The 17,846-nt window shown below is 51.3% G+C and carries 17 protein-coding genes; 2 read left to right on the top strand and 15 right to left on the bottom strand.

Annotation, left to right across the window (positions count from 1 at the left end; genetic code table 11):
* The first annotated feature begins 24 nt into the window (after window positions 1–24).
* Entirely contained in the window at window positions 25–993 is a 969-nt protein-coding gene (locus B5M42_RS08580) for a cysteine peptidase family C39 domain-containing protein (RefSeq protein ID WP_134749140.1), read from the top strand.
* A 79-nt stretch (window positions 994–1,072) separates the two neighbouring features.
* Window positions 1,073–1,819: a helix-turn-helix domain-containing protein gene (locus B5M42_RS08575; RefSeq protein ID WP_134749138.1), complete on the top strand. Its 747-nt coding sequence runs from the start codon at window positions 1,073–1,075 to the stop codon at window positions 1,817–1,819.
* A 138-nt stretch (window positions 1,820–1,957) separates the two neighbouring features.
* Here B5M42_RS08575 and B5M42_RS08570 read toward each other — a convergent pair whose 3' ends face one another.
* The 15 genes from B5M42_RS08570 to B5M42_RS08500 form a co-directional block, all read right to left on the bottom strand.
* Window positions 1,958–2,191 carry an acyl carrier protein gene (locus B5M42_RS08570; protein ID WP_134749136.1) on the bottom strand — a complete coding sequence of 78 codons (234 nt, stop codon included), beginning with the start codon at window positions 2,189–2,191 and terminating at the stop codon, window positions 1,958–1,960.
* A gap of 19 nt (window positions 2,192–2,210) precedes the next feature.
* Window positions 2,211–3,092 carry a cysteine peptidase family C39 domain-containing protein gene (locus tag B5M42_RS08565; RefSeq protein WP_134749134.1) on the bottom strand — a complete coding sequence of 294 codons (882 nt, stop codon included), beginning with the start codon at window positions 3,090–3,092 and terminating at the stop codon, window positions 2,211–2,213.
* Window positions 3,093–3,174: 82 nt separating this feature from the next.
* Window positions 3,175–4,968: an amino acid adenylation domain-containing protein gene (locus tag B5M42_RS08560; RefSeq protein ID WP_167689564.1), complete on the bottom strand. Its 1,794-nt coding sequence runs from the start codon at window positions 4,966–4,968 to the stop codon at window positions 3,175–3,177.
* A 13-nt stretch (window positions 4,969–4,981) separates the two neighbouring features.
* Entirely contained in the window at window positions 4,982–6,109 is a 1,128-nt protein-coding gene (locus B5M42_RS08555; RefSeq protein WP_134749130.1) for a nucleotidyltransferase domain-containing protein, read from the bottom strand.
* Window positions 6,110–6,754 carry a calponin homology domain-containing protein gene (locus B5M42_RS08550; protein ID WP_134749128.1) on the bottom strand — a complete coding sequence of 215 codons (645 nt, stop codon included), beginning with the start codon at window positions 6,752–6,754 and terminating at the stop codon, window positions 6,110–6,112. It lies immediately after the preceding gene.
* A complete protein-coding gene (gene tmk, locus B5M42_RS08545; protein WP_134749126.1) occupies window positions 6,751–7,368 on the bottom strand; it encodes a dTMP kinase in 618 nt (205 codons plus the stop codon). The genes B5M42_RS08550 and tmk overlap by 4 nt, the downstream gene beginning before the upstream one ends.
* On the bottom strand, window positions 7,365–8,057 hold the full coding sequence (locus B5M42_RS08540; RefSeq protein WP_167689562.1) for an SDR family NAD(P)-dependent oxidoreductase: 693 nt from the start codon (window positions 8,055–8,057) through the stop codon (window positions 7,365–7,367). Before B5M42_RS08540 ends, tmk begins: the two co-directional genes overlap by 4 nt.
* On the bottom strand, window positions 8,054–8,740 hold the full coding sequence (locus B5M42_RS08535; protein ID WP_134749122.1) for a GTP cyclohydrolase II: 687 nt from the start codon (window positions 8,738–8,740) through the stop codon (window positions 8,054–8,056). Before B5M42_RS08535 ends, B5M42_RS08540 begins: the two co-directional genes overlap by 4 nt.
* A 187-nt stretch (window positions 8,741–8,927) precedes the next feature.
* Window positions 8,928–9,392 (bottom strand): acyl-CoA thioesterase, encoded by a 465-nt coding sequence (locus B5M42_RS08530; RefSeq protein ID WP_230632814.1) that lies wholly within the window; start codon window positions 9,390–9,392, stop codon window positions 8,928–8,930.
* 93 nt (window positions 9,393–9,485) lie between these two features.
* A complete protein-coding gene (gene pyk, locus B5M42_RS08525) occupies window positions 9,486–11,240 on the bottom strand; it encodes a pyruvate kinase (RefSeq protein WP_134749118.1) in 1,755 nt (584 codons plus the stop codon).
* Window positions 11,233–12,207, bottom strand: a complete 975-nt coding sequence (locus B5M42_RS08520) for an acetyl-CoA carboxylase carboxyltransferase subunit alpha (protein WP_134749116.1) — start codon at window positions 12,205–12,207, stop codon at window positions 11,233–11,235. The genes pyk and B5M42_RS08520 overlap by 8 nt, the downstream gene beginning before the upstream one ends.
* Window positions 12,197–13,066, bottom strand: coding sequence for an acetyl-CoA carboxylase, carboxyltransferase subunit beta (gene accD, locus B5M42_RS08515; protein WP_134749114.1), 870 nt, complete (start codon window positions 13,064–13,066; stop codon window positions 12,197–12,199). The genes B5M42_RS08520 and accD overlap by 11 nt, the downstream gene beginning before the upstream one ends.
* Window positions 13,067–13,127: 61 nt before the next feature.
* On the bottom strand, window positions 13,128–13,316 hold the full coding sequence (locus B5M42_RS08510) for a glutamate decarboxylase (RefSeq protein ID WP_134749112.1): 189 nt from the start codon (window positions 13,314–13,316) through the stop codon (window positions 13,128–13,130).
* A gap of 111 nt (window positions 13,317–13,427) precedes the next feature.
* Window positions 13,428–13,928: a phosphatidylglycerophosphatase A family protein gene (locus tag B5M42_RS08505; protein WP_134749110.1), complete on the bottom strand. Its 501-nt coding sequence runs from the start codon at window positions 13,926–13,928 to the stop codon at window positions 13,428–13,430.
* A 75-nt stretch (window positions 13,929–14,003) separates the two neighbouring features.
* A complete protein-coding gene (locus tag B5M42_RS08500) occupies window positions 14,004–17,738 on the bottom strand; it encodes a DNA polymerase III subunit alpha (protein WP_230632813.1) in 3,735 nt (1,244 codons plus the stop codon).
* Between the last annotated feature and the right edge of the window lie 108 nt (window positions 17,739–17,846).

The following is a 17,846-nucleotide window of genomic DNA, read 5'->3' as shown; positions in this document are numbered from 1 at the left end:
TTCAAAAGTAAAGGGGAGTTCATTTTGAGCAAAGATAATCTGGTTTCCTTGGAGAGAGTCGACATTAAATACTTCGGTTGCTACAAGACGCAATTGTATCACTATATCAGACATGTCGGGCTTCCAATTGATCTACTGCTTTACAACGTGTACGAAAGCACCGATAACATCTTGTCCCATATACTTCATGGCAAAAAGCCCAGTTGGTCTTACCGCACAGCTTGTCTGGAAGAAGCGGACCTGTCACTTATCGGCGTTCGCATCGAAAACGTTTCCTGCTCAAACTACCTGGACGGACTCACTGTAATCCAAAATGAAATCGATCAGGGGAAGGTCGTTAGCATGCACTGTGACGCGTTTTTCCTGCCACATCGCCCCTGGGATTTTGAAAAGAATCACTTGTTTCATTTCATTCTGGTCACCGGTTATGAAAGCTTCCATACCGATATCCATCGCTTATATGTTATGGACGATATGTATCCGGGGTTTTCACATTATGCTTACGAAACATCCGTTTTTAAAGATGCGTTCGAACACGGCAGGAAAGAATTACGGCTGTTCCATTGGGACAAACAGCCTCCGGAAAATCTTAATACGTGCATTCAAGGGAAATTTTCTGAATTTTTCTCCAGCTTTAGCGATACGCTAAAGTTCTATGACATCGCAAACCAAGTCATCAAAGACAAAGTTTTTTTAGAGGACTCCTCGCTGATTTATTATCTTGAGCAATCCGTTCACATCATCAGCGGTTCCCGCTACTTGTTCGCCCATTTCCTCAAAAAGCTTGACGAACCGCGTTATGCTTCTGTTATTGCACAATTACTGGCTTGCAGCGGTTTATTGGACAAATTAAAAGTCATGGTGCTGTTAATCCAAAACAGAAAAGAGCAAGGCAAGCAGGATATTGATATTACCGATCTGTGCAGGAAGCTTTTCGAACTCGAAGCCGGCATTCAACAGCAACTGCGTATCTGTAGTCGTATAACCAGGTAACCGACAGCCCGAGCCGTAAAGTCTCAGTAAGCTGGCATTAATACGATATCATGTATTTTTCATGCGAGCGGAGTGAACTATGACCATACTTAAAAGAATCGATTATTTAATGCCGAGAATGTTGGAAAAGTGGCATATGGATAAGCATTATGGATTGGTATTATGGTCCAATGCCAACATTGAAGTAATGTATAATCGCAAGAACTTGCTATTGCCCGCCAATCACTTGATGATCATGGCTGGCTTTCAGGGCTGCATGTCGATTGTTCACAAAGATAAAGAAATCGCCATGATTAAGGGACTTATGGTTTCCCTGAAAAAAAATCCGAGCCTGCATGCCATTGCTACCCAAATAACTCTGGGAGAAAACGATAAACTCCAGCCCATTCTGCCTTTACTGGATGACTCAAAAGTATTTCATTCCAACAAATATTTATATGACATTCGCAAATTTATTTATGAATCGCTATCAAAGATGGAAAAACAGACAGCCTGTAACAATCAGGTCGATGCCCGATTAATTAAAATCCACAGGTACATTCGAGCTCATTTCCAAACACCCACCACTCTTCGCGACTTGGCAGAATTGATCGGCGTACATCCCGCATATCTGTGCAACTCCTATTCGCGGGTGTTCAATATTTCCCCTATTCAACATATCAACATACTACGCATAAGGAAAGCCAAGGAATTGTTGTTGAAGTCCAACCTGAGCATCAAAGAAATAGCGGCTTTGACCGGATTTGGATCTGCAGCGCAATTCAGCTCTATATTTAAAAGATTTCATTTTCTCACTCCTTCCGAATACCGATTGGCTGGCGATTGAGATCGCAGGATTTCCCGTTCTGCCGGCAATCGCTCCGCCACAAATAAACATGTCCCCTATGCAGACAGCACAAGCCAAGCTTGTCGTCTGAACAGGGGACATGTTTATTTGTGTGCGATATGCTCCTTTTCCATTGTCCTACAACTGTTTGCACATGCGGACCAAATAGTCCATTTTTTCAATCGATATAAAGTTATTTAGCAGCAGTTCATCGTCAGGAATAGTGATGTCGAATACAGTCTCCAGTTCCACGGCAATGCGAATCGTGTGAACGGAATCTAATCCGTACATCTCCAAATTATCCCGATACGCAAAGTTTTCATTTTTAATAATTTGTTGAACCAACCTAGTAATCTGAGTGTTCTGTTCCATATGAATCCCCCTTGAAGCATCAATTCCAAAAATCGTCCTCTGCGTGTATCATATAGCGGGCGAGCTGGGACTCCATGCAAATGGCCTCGTCGATGTTATCCAACGTCTTATGAAGTAAACCGTGAGTTTGAAGCAATGCATGCTTGAGCAACAAAACCCCGATCAAGTTCCATTTTTCTGCCGCGCTTTGCAAATCAGAAATCAACCCTTTCACGCCGGAACCTATTCGCCCAGCATTCAGTAAGAATTGCAATAAAATCGTGAACTCGATCCGCCCGGATGCGATTTTACTGAACGGATACATCAAGCCGGCATGGTCGCTGACAATCCCGCCGTAGAAATCGATATCATGACGAAAATGCCGCATGCGATCAATATAAGCGAATGTTTCCGCCAGCCGACTTATCAGAACATGTTTGAAGGGATCGGAAGACGTATTGGACTGGTTACAAGGGATGCGCCCCTCATACACAATGACAGCTTGATACCCTGCCAGAAATTGTTCCATAGTCATCTGCACCCGCGTTTGGCCGTGGTAAGGATCAAGACCAACCAGCACCCCTCCGACTCTGTCCACTTGCGTAACAATAAAATGATGTATCCGTTCAACCTTTTTTCCATAATTCGAGTCCCAAGGGACCCAAGAAATCATAACGGCCGCAATAACCGGATAACCGGCGGATATTGCGTTTTTCAGCAGGGATAATGTTGATTCGTGCGAGTTATTCCGCTGATATCGAACGAATTGAAGCTGGTGAAAACGCGCCAGAAGTTTCAACTTGTTGTTGGCCCAAGCAAATGAATCCGGGAATGAAGCTGACCAACCTACATAAGGGAATTCCCATGATTCAATAAACATACCTTGATAATCTGAACCCAACCACGTCGCCAAAGTGGCCAAGGAATCATCCAGACAAGAAGGAGGTAGCATCCGCTGGTGGCAAGACCGTCTGTTTTGTATCAGGGTCATTTCTGGAATTGAACTATTTCTGCGCAGCATTACGTTCGATAATAGACAGAAGGTCGCCAGCTGTTACATTCGCAGAGGACATCAAATCGCCATAATCGAATTCGAAGCCAAATTCATTTTCAATTTGCACCAAAAGCTTGATATAAGCCAATGAATCAACACCAAGTTTGATCAGGTCTTGATGCAAACTTGCGGGGTCAAGCCGTACAGCCCTCCCAGTCATGCTGCCTATGATGTTTTCCAGCTTCGTTTTTTGAGAAAAGGAATCGGCAGACGAATCGGCAAGAAAGCGAGTTTCCGGGGTTGGCAGACTTTGAATATCGATTTTGCCGTTAGGCGTTAACGGCAACTCGTTCACGTAGATGAAATGATAAGGTATCGAATATTCAGGCAGATTGGCCTGAAGCGCCGCTAATAAGGCTCCGCCTTGAGCAGCGTCCGCAACCGCATACGCGACCAAAGCTTTGTTCCCCTCAGCATTCACCCGCATAGTAACAAAAGCATCTTTGACAAGGCCACTTTTTAACATGTGATACTCGATTTCTTTTAGTTCAACACGAAAACCGCGGATTTTAATTTGATGATCCATTCTGCCTAAATATTTGTAGTTACCGTCAGGCAATCGTCTGACCCAATCGCCTGTCCGGTACAGACGCGCGCCGGGTTGAAAAGGATGAGCAATGAACTTTTCTCCGGTGAGCTCGGCGTTACGCAAATAACCGCGCGCCAAACCTGCCCCGGACAAATAAAGTTCGCCTTCTCCCACCTGATTCCCATCGGTATCGAGTACCAAAGCCTCCGTATAGGTTATAGGCTTGCCGATCGTTATGCCGTTTCCATCATGCTGTTGAAATTGATAACAGGTGGAACATACGCTATTTTCCGTCGGACCGTATTCATTATAAAGCTGAACCTGCGGCAATTTGCGAAAATGCTCGTCAACCAGATGCGGGGTAAAATCTTCCCCTGCAATCGTCACAAATCTCATGTGCTCCAACAGATGACTGTTTTCATTCAGCAAAGCTTTATAAAAAGACGGCACCGTCAAAAAGTGAGTAACACTCTCATCGGCGATCAGCTTTTGCATATATTTAACGTTCAATCGCTGACTTTGGTTAATCAGCAGTAGCTTCGCGCCTGACGCCAAAGCGGTGAATATATCGGCAACAGAGCTGTCAAAGGAAATTGACGGCAGCTGCAGCACAACATCAACAGATGACATACAGTAGTACGCTTTTCTCCAGGCAATCGTGTTGACGATCGACTGATGCTCAATCATTACACCTTTGGGCACTCCCGTCGACCCGGACGTGTATATCAGATATGCCAGATTGTTCGGCTGAGCTGCAGAAACCAAAGGAGCGGGACCTGCTGTTCCGGCTTGCTCCAAGCAAATAACGCGAGCATCTGGAGCTTTTATTTTGCCTCTCAACCGTTTTTGACATAAAATAGCAGTTGGCTTGCTGTCGGCAATCAGAAAAGCAAGGCGATTTTCCGGATAATCAGGGTCAAGCGGCACATAAGCCCCTCCGGCTTTAAGAACGGCCAGTAACCCTACGATCATTTCCAATGAACGATAACAAACTATACCGACCACTGACTCTGGACCAACCCCGCATTGTTGTAGCTGCTGGGCCAGCTGATCCGATTTGCGATGCAACTCGTCATAGGTCAACGTCGATGCTTCGAATTGCACCGCAATCTGATCAGGAGTCCGGCCAGCTTGGTCGATAAACAATTGATGGAGAGTCGTCGCCGTTTGCTGGACGGTAACGCAATCCGGCTGCGCGAAAAGAAAAGATGGCATATTCGTGATCTCCTTACGATTCTTGCAGAATGGCGGCATACTTGGCATCCTTCTGCAGCTCGTCTTTATTCGTATCTGAGAACAACCTCTCCCAGAAGCCTTTTTTCCAAGCGACGGTATGCCCATAATCCTTTTGTCCGTAGGTATACAGAAAGCTTGTATCACTAAATTCAAATTCCTGCAGCAATTGCTCTTCATAGCCGTCATCGAAAATTTCTTTAAGATAATACAAGGTGAAATAAACGGCCTTCTCCAGACCGGTGTCTTTGGCAAAAGCAACGGCGTTGCGCAACTGCTCTTCATTCATAAAACGAAGAATATATTCGCGGACATCACAAAATTTAATCAGATTCAAATCGCTATTCAAAGCCACCCAGGACGCGTTGCTTGCTTCCTTGTAATGATGGCAGCATTGGTGAATAAAAAAATGGGCGGGATTTAAATAATGAAAACCGGAATCCGCATCCTTGACCGCCCCTGTAATCATTATTTCAACAGGCTCTTTCTGAAGCTCTAAATCCAGACTAAAAGAAAAATCGATTTGTGTGACCGGAGCGTATTCCGAGTCGTGAAGCTTCAGAAACGGCAATAAATTATTCATATTCGTTTGCCAAAGAAGGGCTCTCTCGCGGTTTACCGGAGTAATTGTATTTGTTTTCTTGTCGTACTCACCTTCGACATAACCTAGCCCCTGCATAATCGAACGCACGCTTTTGACGTCACCTTTTCGAATCAAACAGTCCATATCGTTAACCGTTCGAATGCCGCGATCCTTATACATCTGCGGGATCAAGTATGCCCCCTTCAGAGGGACACAAGGGATACCGTTTTTCCCAAACGCTGACGCGACAAGCGAAAGCTCGCGCAAATACACTTGGTTACGCTCCGCTGTGCCAAGCTTATAGAAATTCATGATCTGTCCCAGACGCAACGGGACCTCCTGCCTGTAGCCTTGCGATTGCAAATGATGCCACACCAGCGGCAATACTTTGTTTTTCACTGAATACCGCAACAGCAAAAACCAGTCAATGCCTTCGCTAATCAACTCGGCGACCCGCTCCGTTTGTTCTGGCGTAAACGTAAGGCGGCTAAATAAAATAATCAACTGCTGCTCCCGGCAAAGCTCACGATGCGTTTCCATCTATATCTGCTCCTTTACTTGTAATTCCACACTTAAATTTCTCAGTTTATTGCAAAATTTAGTTTTTGCCCCCAACGCATTTCGCAGGATTCTCGTTTTCGGGTCAATCACTCTCGAATAAGGCAGCACCGCTTCGCTTCTGATAATCAACGATAACGTCAGTTCTTCACTTGGCAAAACGCGATGAAAGTGGCCCGCCGGAAAATAATACACATCCCCGCTGCACATGATCGTACTGCTTGTCAGTTCAAGCTCGACTTGTTCGCCATCGGTTTGTTTGACCTCATAGGTTTCATGGGTGTAGCTGCCGCATAAAATTGTGGAACAGAAGTGAAAACGGTGATCGTGGATACTTTCAAACGGCCATTTGTTTTGCGGCCAGTAATGCAGTCTCATACGGGGACCATCCAACTGCTCGTTCCAAATGACGTATTTCTCAAAGCCGAGCGGATGTACTTCCATAAGGGTCGACAACTTTTGTAACTGCTCCTCGTCAGAACTGGTGACAATCTGATCCAACCAATTTAATACCTGTTCCAGATCGGCATGCTCTTGAACAAACCGACACAGCTTTGCTTGTTGGCTCGGATCGGTTAACGCTCCGGTCTGAACAATACGGCTCATGAAATCATTCATGCTGATCATGCCGTCACCTTCCGTTTCTGTAGCGCTTTAACTCGCTGCACAATTTGCTCATGAATCGCATCGGGTCTTTGCTCAGCGTCGATCATCAACGTATCTTGTGGAAGCACGTCGATAAACGCAGCACGAACCTTTTCAAAAACCTCCGTACCTTGTTCTTCATATTTTAATTGTTCTTTTCCATCCCGTTGCATAACACGCATTAAGGTCGCTTCCGGCTGCAGGTCCAGGAAAATCGTTAAGTCTGGTGTCCTCAAGCTTCCATAGATATGATTCAAATAGCTGTAATCAAGCCCTCTGGCCTTAAAAAAAGCATAAGAGCTATATATATACCGGTCCGAAATTACATGAATTCCTTCGGAAAGAGCTGGTTCGATTTCACTTGCCATATGCCATTGACGATCCGCCGCGGACAACAACGCAATCGTCTCCATACTGGGACAAATACCGTGATCCAAATATGCTCGCACTCGCGGGTCATGCCGATAGTAATCGGTTGGCTGCTTCGTTACCAAACTTCTCTCGCCGTTGTCCTGAAACCAGCGGTTTAACATGGAGATTTGCGTTGTTTTTCCTGACCCGTCCAGGCCACACAACGCGATTAACAAACTGCTCATAAGGTCATTCCTCCATTAATATCAATTGCTGCTCCCCAAATGTAGGAAGATTGCTCGTCCAGTAAAAATGAAATGACATTCGCTACTTCTTCAGGCTGTCCGATATATTTCGCCAGTGTCCGTTCCTTGTGAAATTGTTTTCTCTCTTCGGATTGTACGTGAGACATTGCCGTTTCTATAATGCCGGGGAGGATTGTATTCACCCGAATATGTCGATCAGCAAGGGAAACGCTCAAGCTCTTGGCCAGACCAATCAAAGCCGCTTTGGATGAAGCGTATGCCGGGTCCCTGCTGCCCGTTTTGGCGGCCGTAGAAGACGTAATCACGATGTTTTGCAACTTGACACATGGACGAGCAACCATGTATTGAACGATAAGATACAACGATTTCACATTGACTGCATGGACACGATCCCAGAGCTGGCTATCATAACTTTCCAAGGGTAGGTTGGGATATAGACCAGCCAGATGGACAATGGCATCAACTTCTTCCAACCAACCGCCCTCTCCCTGCCGCAGACAGTTGATAATTTCGTTTTCGTCAGATAAATCGCACAAAAATGTCTGCAGGTACGGATAACGGCTCGGCTTTAGATCCATTCCGATAATTCGGTGATGCTGACGTTCAAGTCGTGATATCCAGGCAGCCGCGATATCTCCGTTGGCTCCTGTTACTAATATTGTTTTCAATAGCTGCCTCCGCCAATTACTTTCAATAAATCTTGCTCTGGATCATGAGCTTTATGTCGGAGATACATCTTTACCTTTTCCTGATTACCGTCATAAATCAAAGATTTTCTTTGTACGACGCTAATACCGGCATTTTCAAGCGCATCGAGCTTTTTTTTGTTATTTCCAAGCAGGATTACTTCGTTAACGCCAAAATATTGCAATATTTTGCTGCCCACCCGAAAATCTCTTCGATCTTCAGTCCCCAATCCCAACTGAATATAGGATTCTGACGAGCGAATTCCCAAATCCATCAAATTATACGATTCCAGCTTGGCTGCAAGACCGAAACCTCTTCCTTCGTGGCTCGTGTGATACGTGATAATTCCTCTGCCTTTTTCCGCTATATACTCTATCGCTTTATCCAATTGCCATTTGCAGTCGCAGCGTTCGCAGCCAAACACCTCGCTAGTAATGCACGAAGAATTCAAACGGTAGTATACGGGACCGACCCAGCCCTTGTCTTCACCTTTCACCAAAGCCAAATGCTCTGTAACCCTTCCTTGATGCTCAAAATCGTTGATCATAGAAAAGCAGTATAGCGAAAATGCACCGTATGACGTATTCAAGATGCCTTTCGCAACATTCGTGATCCGCAAATGATCATTGCTCACAGCCATACCTCCCGTATAAATTTCTCTCATCGATATCTCCTAACAATTGTTTAGTATATACGAAAAAAAGTTTAGCTAGTAAAAATGTGTAAATTATTAATTTCCTTAAAATATTAATCTCAATACGCTTTTTGGAAATATTCTGCAAAAAAAAAGCATCCCCGGATAACCGACGACCCTGCGGTCCCCGTTTCCGTTGAATGCTATCTAGCGGTTACTACAACTGCGCCGCGTCCCGCAGCCGCGCCCATAGCTCAGGCGCTTCCTTTTCCGCGTTGACAAATTTCCAATCCTTGTTGATGAACGTATGCAGCGTAGAGCCAACCACCAGCAGCTCGCCTCGCGGCTCGCTTCCTTCCTCCCACGGCGCAGCCAGTTCTTCCTCGCGGCGAATTTCATAAGCCATGCCGATGCGGATTCCTTTCAGCGTCTCTATGCGGGTATATATGCTGATGACATCGTCATACCGCGCCGGACGCTTGTATTTCAGCTCGGCTTCGACCACAGGCAGCAGCATTCCCTGCTCCTCCAGCCGATGGTAGGGATAACCGATTTGGCGAATCAGCTCGGTCCGGCCAATTTCGAACCAGATTAAATAATTGGCGTGATAGACGACGCCCATCTGATCGGTTTCCTCGTAGCGCACCCGCACTTGCTGGCGAAACCAGCGATAGCTTGACATCTCCATGCTCCCCTTCCGTTTCCGAATACTCCACTAAATGAAAAAAGTGAAGCGAAAGGAACTCTCTCGCTTCACTCGGATGCCAATTCGCTTTTACAGTACGCGCGCGCGACCGGAGTAAATCACGCCAACTTCCGGATAAATCGATACCTCGACGCCGTCCTGAATCACTTCTACTGCGTTCTCGACGCCAACGATGACAGGGATGCCAAGGCTCAGCGCCACGACTGCGGCGTGCGACGTAATGCCGCCCACTTCCGTAATCAGAGCAGCTGCACGTTGAATCGAAGGCATGTATTCGCGGTCCGTCGACACGGTAACGAGAACGGCACCGTCGGTCATTTTCGCTGCCGCTTCTTCCGGCGTGCGGGCCGTTACGACTTTGCCCGTAGCTGTTTGCGTGCCGATGCCTGTACCTTTGGCGATCATTTCGCCGACATGGTGAACTTTGATCAGGTTTGTCGTTCCGGAGCGGCCAACCGGCACGCCAGCCGTGATGACAACGATATCGCCCAGTGTGACAAGACCGGATTGAATGCTGCTGTCAACAGCCAGGTTGAACAGCTCGTCCGTTGTTTTGGCTTCTACGCCCTTCACCGGAATGACGCCCCAGACGAGCGACAGGCGGCGAATGATTTGTTCGTTTGGCGTTACAGCAACAATCGGCGCTTTCGGACGGTATTTGGATACCATTCTTGCCGTATAGCCGCTTTCCGTTGCCGTCAGGATCGCTTTCGCGCCCAGCTCCAGCGCGGAGTTGGCTACAGCTTGGCTGATCGCTTCGGTAACCGTCGTTTGCTGCGCCTGCGCTTGACGCAGGAAAATTTCCTTATATTCCAGCGCGCTTTCGGCGCGCTCGGCGATGCGGGACATCGTTTGTACCGATTCTACCGGATATTTGCCCGCAGCGGTTTCGCCGGACAGCATGACAGCATCCGTGCCGTCAAATACAGCGTTCGCCACGTCGCTTGCTTCGGCGCGAGTCGGGCGCGGGTTGCGCTGCATCGAATCGAGCATCATGGTGGCGGTGATGACCGGCTTGCCGGCTTGATTACATTTTTTGATCATTTGTTTTTGCACGACAGGCACGTCCTCAGCCGGAATTTCTACGCCGAGATCGCCGCGCGCCACCATCAGACCGTCGGAAACTTCAAGGATTTCGTCGAGGTTTTCCACGCCTTCCTGGTTTTCGATTTTACTGATGATTTGAATGTGCGAAGCGTTGTGACGCTCCAGCAGCTCGCGAATTTCCATCACGTCGCTCGCTTTGCGGACGAACGAAGCGGCGATGAAGTCTACGCCCATCTCGATGCCGAAGATGATGTCGTTGGCGTCTTTCTCGGTGATGCCCGGCAGGCTGATTTTCACGCCCGGCACGTTCACGCCCTTTTTGCTTTTGATCGGTCCGCCATTGACAATGCGGCATTCGATATCGTTGCCGCGGATTTCGACAACCGTCAAGCCGATCAAGCCGTCGTCGATCAGGATCGTCGAACCGACTTTCACGTCGCGCGGCAAGTCCTTATATGTAACGGAAACCCGATTGGCATCGCCCAAAATCTCTTCGGTTGTCAAAATGATGTGGTTGTCCTGCACGAGCTCAATCGGCTCTTCTTTCAGCTTGCCGGTACGAATTTCCGGACCTTTAGTGTCAAGCAGAATCGCTACGGTTTTGCCCGTATCCTTGCAGCCTTGACGAATGTTGCGGATTCGGTTGCCGTGCTCCTCGAAGTCGCCGTGGGAGAAGTTCAAACGGGCGACATTCATCCCCGCCTCCATTAGCTTCTTCAGATTTTCCAGTGATTCGCTTGCCGGTCCAATCGTACAGACAATTTTCGTTTTACGCATGGTTTCCCTCCTGAATGAATGTGAACCTACCGATATCTCTGAATTTTCGGTATCGATCCTCGACCAGTTCCTGCTCCGACATCCCAAGCAGCGCTTGGAGATGCTCCCATACAGCGGCTTTGATGGATTCCGATTGCGCCGCCGGGTCGCGATGAGCCCCGCCCTTAGGCTCGGGAATCACGCCGTCGATCACGTTCAGCTCCTGAATGTGATCGGCTGTAATTTTCATCGCTTCTGCCGCTTGCAGGGATTTGGAAGCGTCTTTATACAAGATGGAGGCCGCACCTTCGGGACTGATGACCGAATAGATGGCGTTCTCCAGCATTAACACCCTGTTGCCTACGCCAAGCGCCAGTGCGCCGCCGCTGCCGCCTTCGCCAATGACGACGCAAACAATCGGCACGCGAAAAGACGCCATCTCCAGCAAATTCCTGGCGATCGCTTCGCCTTGCCCACGCTCTTCCGCAGCATTACCGGGAAAAGCGCCCTTCGTGTCGATAAACGTCACGATCGGGCGTTTGAATTTGTCCGCCTGCCGCATCAGACGCAGCGCCTTGCGGAAGCCCTCCGGATGCGGACAGCCGAAGTTACGGGCAATGTTATCCTTGGTGTCTTTGCCCTTCTGATGCCCCACGACCGTAACCGGAATGCCGTTCAGCTTGGCCAGACCACCGACAATCGCCAGATCGTCGCCGTACAGCCGATCGCCGTGAAATTCGATAAAATCGGTAAAAATCGCTTGTATATAGTCAATCGTCGTCGGACGCTGCGGATGCCGCGCCAGCTGCATCTTGTTGGCCGAGGAGAGATTGTTGTACAACTCCTCCTCCAGCTGTGCGTACCGCTCCTCCAAACGACGAATTTCCTCCGAAAAATCAATATGCTTTTCGCTGCCGAATTTGCGCAGCTCGTCAATTTTGCTTCGCAGCTCCGCAAGCGGCTGCTCAAACGGCATTTCACCCGCCATAGCTCGCATCCTCCTTCGTGCCGTGCATGTCCAGCAGCCGGATCAGCGTCGGCCGCATCTCCTTGCGGGCAACGACCTTATCCAACTGGCCGTGCTCCAGGTTGAACTCGGACGTTTGGAAATTATCAGGCAGCTTTTGTTTGATCGTCTGCTCGATGACGCGTCGGCCCGTAAAGCCGAACGACGTTGCCGGCTCGGCGATGATGATATCGCCCAGCATCGCAAAGCTGGCGGAAACGCCGCCAAAGGTCGGATCGGTAATCACGGAAATGAACAGCCCGCCCTGCTCGCCAAGCTTGGCCAGCGCCGCGCTTGTTTTGGCCATTTGCATCAGGCTGAGAATGCTTTCCTGCATCCGTGCCCCGCCGGAGGTCGAAAAAACGATAACCGGACATTGCTTGTCCAGCGCCTTTTCCACCGCTCTCGTGATTTTCTCTCCGACAACGGCGCCTAGCGAGCCACCCATGAAGTCAAAGCTCATGACCGCAACTACGACCGGAAAGCCTCCGATCGTCCCTTCGCCTGTCACAATCGCATCTTTGAGATTCGTGGTGCTTTTCGCTTTCTCCAGCTTGTTTATATAATCCGGGAACTCCAGTGGGTCCTCGGAAATCATATCGCTGTCGTATTCGACGAGACTGCCCTCATCCAGCGTCATCTGGATGCGCTCCAGCGCGTTCAGCCGATAATGATAGCCACACGCCGTACATACCTTCAGGTTCTTCTCCAGCTCTTTGCTCGTTTGAATCGTTCCGCACTTGGGACATTTATTCATAAGTCCTTCGGGAATTTCCCGTTTTGTTCTTTCGGAAGGAATCGTTGCGTATTTGCGTTTCTGAAATAAATCCTTTATAGACACCTGTTCCACCTCGCCGGCTTTTATCGTGAAGCTAACAAGCCAAGTCCTCTTTTATCAAAAGCTATCTATGTAAAATAGTATTGAGCACTTCCTGGACTTCCTCCAACTCGCCTTCGGGTACCTGAATTTCATAGTGATTCTTGGACAGATTGACTCCGCGCACCTGCACGAGAAAGCCTTCTTCAGTCAGCTTCTGCTTGATCCGCTCGGCTATTTTTGCGGTAGGAGCTATGTAAATCACCGTCCACATGAAAAAAAACCTCCTATAGGCATAGGCATACACAATGGATTAATGATATCATAACTCCTCTTTTTCCCGCAACAAACCAGTTTGAAAAAGCAAACAAGCCCGAAAATGCCGTTATTCGGGCCCGGAACGGCTCGTATAGTCGGGAGCGGCCTCATTCTGATGGGCGATTCTCGCCGAAGCGGCTGCCGCCAGCCCGGCCACCAGATCGTCGAGAAAGACGTGCACGGCGGCGCGATTGTCATTCAGCTCGCGAATGACGCCCGGCTTATCCTTGTCCAAATAACCGAAGCTCGTCAGCCCGATCATCCCGTAGACATGGACGATGCCAAGCGCCAGCGTCTCGTCGACGCCATACAGCGGCTCGTCGGCATCGAGAATCGCCTGCAGGGGCTCCGGCAGCAGCTTGCGCTCGGCCAGCTCGTCGAGCGCAATGCCCGTGTACAGCGTATACTGCACCTCGCGTTTGCCCAGCACGGCCAGTACGCTTTCGGCGCATTGCTCCACGGTCAGCTTGTCGTTGTAGGGCCTTTGCAGCTTCCAGACGATTTCCGCGATTTGCTCCAGTGTGACTCCCCGTTTGTTCAACAGTTGGATCATATGCTGTTCCGTCATCGATATCCTCCCCGGCTTTTGCATGTCATCTCCGAATACTTCGGGTATCTGAATTGTATGCGCGGGGATGCGGCATTATTTCACTTTGACGGAATCTTTGCCCATGATCGTCTCGATCATTCGCAGCAGCTCCGGGGACGGCTTGACCCGATAGCTGTCGCTCAGCGCCAGCCGCTTGCCGCTTTGCTCGTAGAACAGCACGACAGCGAGCGGGCCAGGGTGCAGCTTGAGCAGCGTCTTGAGCTGCAGCAGCTTGTCCGGCTGTTCGCTATCAGCCGAGATTTTGACGTACACCCGCTGCTCCGGCGCGGCAGCGGGTGTACGTCCGGCGGCCGGCGCAGCCGATGCGGCCGCCGGCGTCGACGCCGGCCCGGCCGTGCCGCGGCCGGCGGAGCTGCGCGGCCCGGCTTGGCCGGGGCCGCGGGCGGCGTCGCGCGCGGGCGTTGCCTGCGCGCGCGGGGCTTGGCGGCCCGGCTGCGCAGCCGGGGCCGCGGGGCCGCCGCCGCCGGGCCGCGCTGCGGCGTCGGCGGCCGGTTTGGCCGCGCGCGTTGGCGCGGCCGGGCGGCTCGCCGCCTGGCGCTGCGGCGGCCGGCGCAAGCGCTGGACGGCGTCGGCGTCGTCCAGCGGAGCGAGCTGCTCCGCGAGCAGCTTGGGCGGATCCTCATCCTGCAGCTGCAGCTTGGCGCGCACGAGCAGGAGCCGCCCTTTTTGCACATACGGCGCAGCCGTTTTCCACGTCTCGGGGAACAGCACGACCTCGACTTTATCGATGCGATCCTCCAGCTCCATGAACGCCATCGGCTGTCCCTTCTTCGTGACGATCGTTTTGCTGGCAAGCACCATTCCGGCCACCAGCACGTCGCTGTGATCGGCCAGCTCGCCGAGCTCGTGCAGCTTGTCCGCTTCCAGCGCGGCCAGCCGCTCCTGGTAAGCGTCCAGCGGATGCCCGGAAATATACATGCCGAGCAGCTCGCGCTCCAGCTCCAGTTGTTTGGCCTGAGCAAGCTGCGGAATGTCGGGAAATTCGACCTCCCAATTCGGCTCCTCGACAAAGCCAAACAGATGGAGCTGCAAGTCATCGCGCTCTTTGCGCCACTTCGTCGCCGATGCGATGGTCTCGTCCAGCACCGCCAGCAGCTGCGCGCGATGACCGGGAAGCGAATCGAACGCCCCGCCCTGAATGAGCGACTCGATCACCCGCTTGTTGCAGACGCGCAAATCGACGCGCCGGCAAAAATCGAGCAGGCTCTCGAACGGCCCGTTGCGACGCTCCTGCAAAATCGCTTCGATGGCATGCGTGCCGACGTTTTTGATCGCGGCCAGCCCGAAGCGGATCGTTCCGCTGCCATCCGGCGTAAAAACGACGCCGCTGCCGTTGACGTCGGGCGGCAGCACCGCCAGCTTCATCCGTCGGCATTCGTCGACGTATTCCGCTGCCTTGCGGTGGTTGCCCATCACAGCCGTCAGCATCGACGCCATAAAATAAACCGGATAATGCGCCTTCAAATAGGCGGTTTGAAACGCCAGCACGCCATAAGCCGTGGCATGGGCCCGCGGAAAGCCGTAGTCGGCAAAGCGCACGATCATATCGTAGACGCGGTTCGCATCGGTTGCGGCATAGCCCATGCGCTCGCTGCCGGCGACAAAATGCGTCCGTTCCTCGTCCAGCACCTCGCGTTTTTTCTTGGATACCGCACGGCGCAGCAGATCCGCTTCGCCGAGGCTGAAGCCGGCCATCGTGGAAGCGATCTGCATGATCTGCTCCTGGTACACGATAATGCCATACGTATCGCGAAGGATCGGCTCCAGCGCCGCATGCGGATATTCGATAGCGATTTCGCCGTGCTTGCCCATAATGAATTTGGGAATAAACTCCATTGGGCCCGGCCGGTACAACGCAAGCACGGAAATAATGTCTTCAAACGCCGAAGGCTTCAAATCCTTGAGCACGCGACGCACGCCCGCCGACTCCATTTGAAAGATCCCCGTCGTTTCCCCGCGAGTCAGCAGCTCGTAGGTCGCGGCATCGTCGTCCATATCCAGCCGGTTCAAATCGATCCGCTGACCCCGCTGCTCCTCAATCCACTTGAGCGCGCGCTCGATAATCGATAAGGTACGCAGCCCGAGAAAATCCATCTTGAGCAGGCCAATCGACTCCAGATGCTCCATCGTATATTGCGTCAGTGCCGTTTGCTCGGTTCCGGCCTGCAGCGGCACGTATTCCGTCAGCGGCTCTCGCGAGATCACGACGCCGGCGGCGTGCGTCGAAGCGTGGCGCGGCATGCCTTCCACCCGCTTGGCCATGTCCAGCAGTTCCCCTGTCTTGGGCTGCTTGACGGCGAGCGCCTTCAGCTCGGGGCTTATCTCCAGCGCTTCGGCCAGCGTCATGCCGAGCTGATGCGGGATCAGCTTCGCAGCGCGGTCCACCTCGCCGTACGGAATATTGAGCACCCGTCCGACATCGCGAACCGCAGCCTTCGCCGCCATCGTCCCGAACGTAATAATTTGCGCAACATGCTCGCGTCCGTATTTGCCCACGACGTATTCGATGACTTCATCGCGCCGCTCGTCGCTAAAGTCAATGTCGATGTCCGGCATGCTGATCCGTTCCGGATTGAGAAAACGTTCAAACAGCAGCTTGTAGCCCAGCGGATCGACGTTTGTGATTCGCAGCACGTAAGCGACAAGACTCCCGGCCGACGAGCCCCGTCCCGGTCCGGTCATAATCCCGCGCTCGTGAGCGAAACGGATGAAATCCCAGACGATCAGGAAATAGTCGGAGAAGCCCATCCGTTCAATGACGCCCAGCTCGTACAGCAGCCGCTCCTCAGCCAGCTTGCGTTGCCCCGACGCTTCGTCCCGCCATTCGGCGCGTTCTCCGTAGCGCTGCTCCAGCCCGTCCAAGCAGAGCTGCTGCAAGTAAGCGCCGGCAGTCATCGCTTCGGGAATCGGACGAAAGCGCGGCAGAATCGATTGACCGAACTCCAGCTGCAGCTCGCAGCGCTCGGCAACCGCCAGCGTATTGCTCAAAGCTTCCGGCGCGTAAGCGAACAACCGTTGCATCTCTTCGCCGCTTTTCAAATACATCTGGCTTGTACCCATGCGCAAGCGCTCGGTATCGTCCACCGTTTTGCCGGTGCCGATGCAAATCAGAATGTCCTGTACAACATGATCCGGCTCTTGGACATAATGCACGTCATTGGTCGCAATCAGCGGAATGCCGGTTTGCTTGCTCAGCTCGACCATCGCCAGATTGACCTTCTTTTGCTCCAGCAGCCCGTGATCCTGGAGCTCCAGAAAAAAATCGTCCCCGAAAATGCTCCGGTAACGCTCGGCCGCCGCCCGCGCCTCCTGCGGACGATCATGCAGCAAATGCTGCGACACCTCCGACCCCAGACAAGAGCTCAGGCAAATCAGCCCTTCCGCATAACGGGCCAAATGTTCATGGTCCAGACGCGGCTTGTAATGAAAGCCCTCCAGATGCGCAATCGAAATCAGCTTCATCAGATTTTGATAGCCCTTGAGATTTTTGGCCAGCAAAATCAAATGATAAATCGGCTGCTCCTGACGGGAGACCTTCTCCCGCAGCGAGCCCGCCGTGTAGTACGCTTCGCAGCCGATAATCGGCTTGATGCCGCGAGCGCGACACGCCTTGTAAAACGAAATCGCGCCATACATGACGCCGTGATCGGTCAATGCGAGAGAAGTCATCCCGAGTGCGGCCGCTTTGTCGACAAGATCGTCGATGCGCGCTGCGCCGTCCAGAAGACTGTATTCGCTGTGTACGTGCAGATGGACAAATGAACTCATGGACTTCCTCCTAATCTCGCAGCATTTCCCACTATTTTATCATATTGTGGACATGGTTTCCCATACAATGTATCAGATGCAGCGGCGCTGAAGGGCCGCAAAGCGGAA

Source organism: Paenibacillus athensensis (genome assembly GCF_004514475.2).
GTDB classification, from domain to species: Bacteria; Bacillota; Bacilli; order Paenibacillales; family NBRC-103111; genus Paenibacillus_AL; species Paenibacillus_AL athensensis.
Note: the sequence above shows the minus strand (reverse complement) of the source record. Positions and strands in the feature narration are given on the sequence as shown.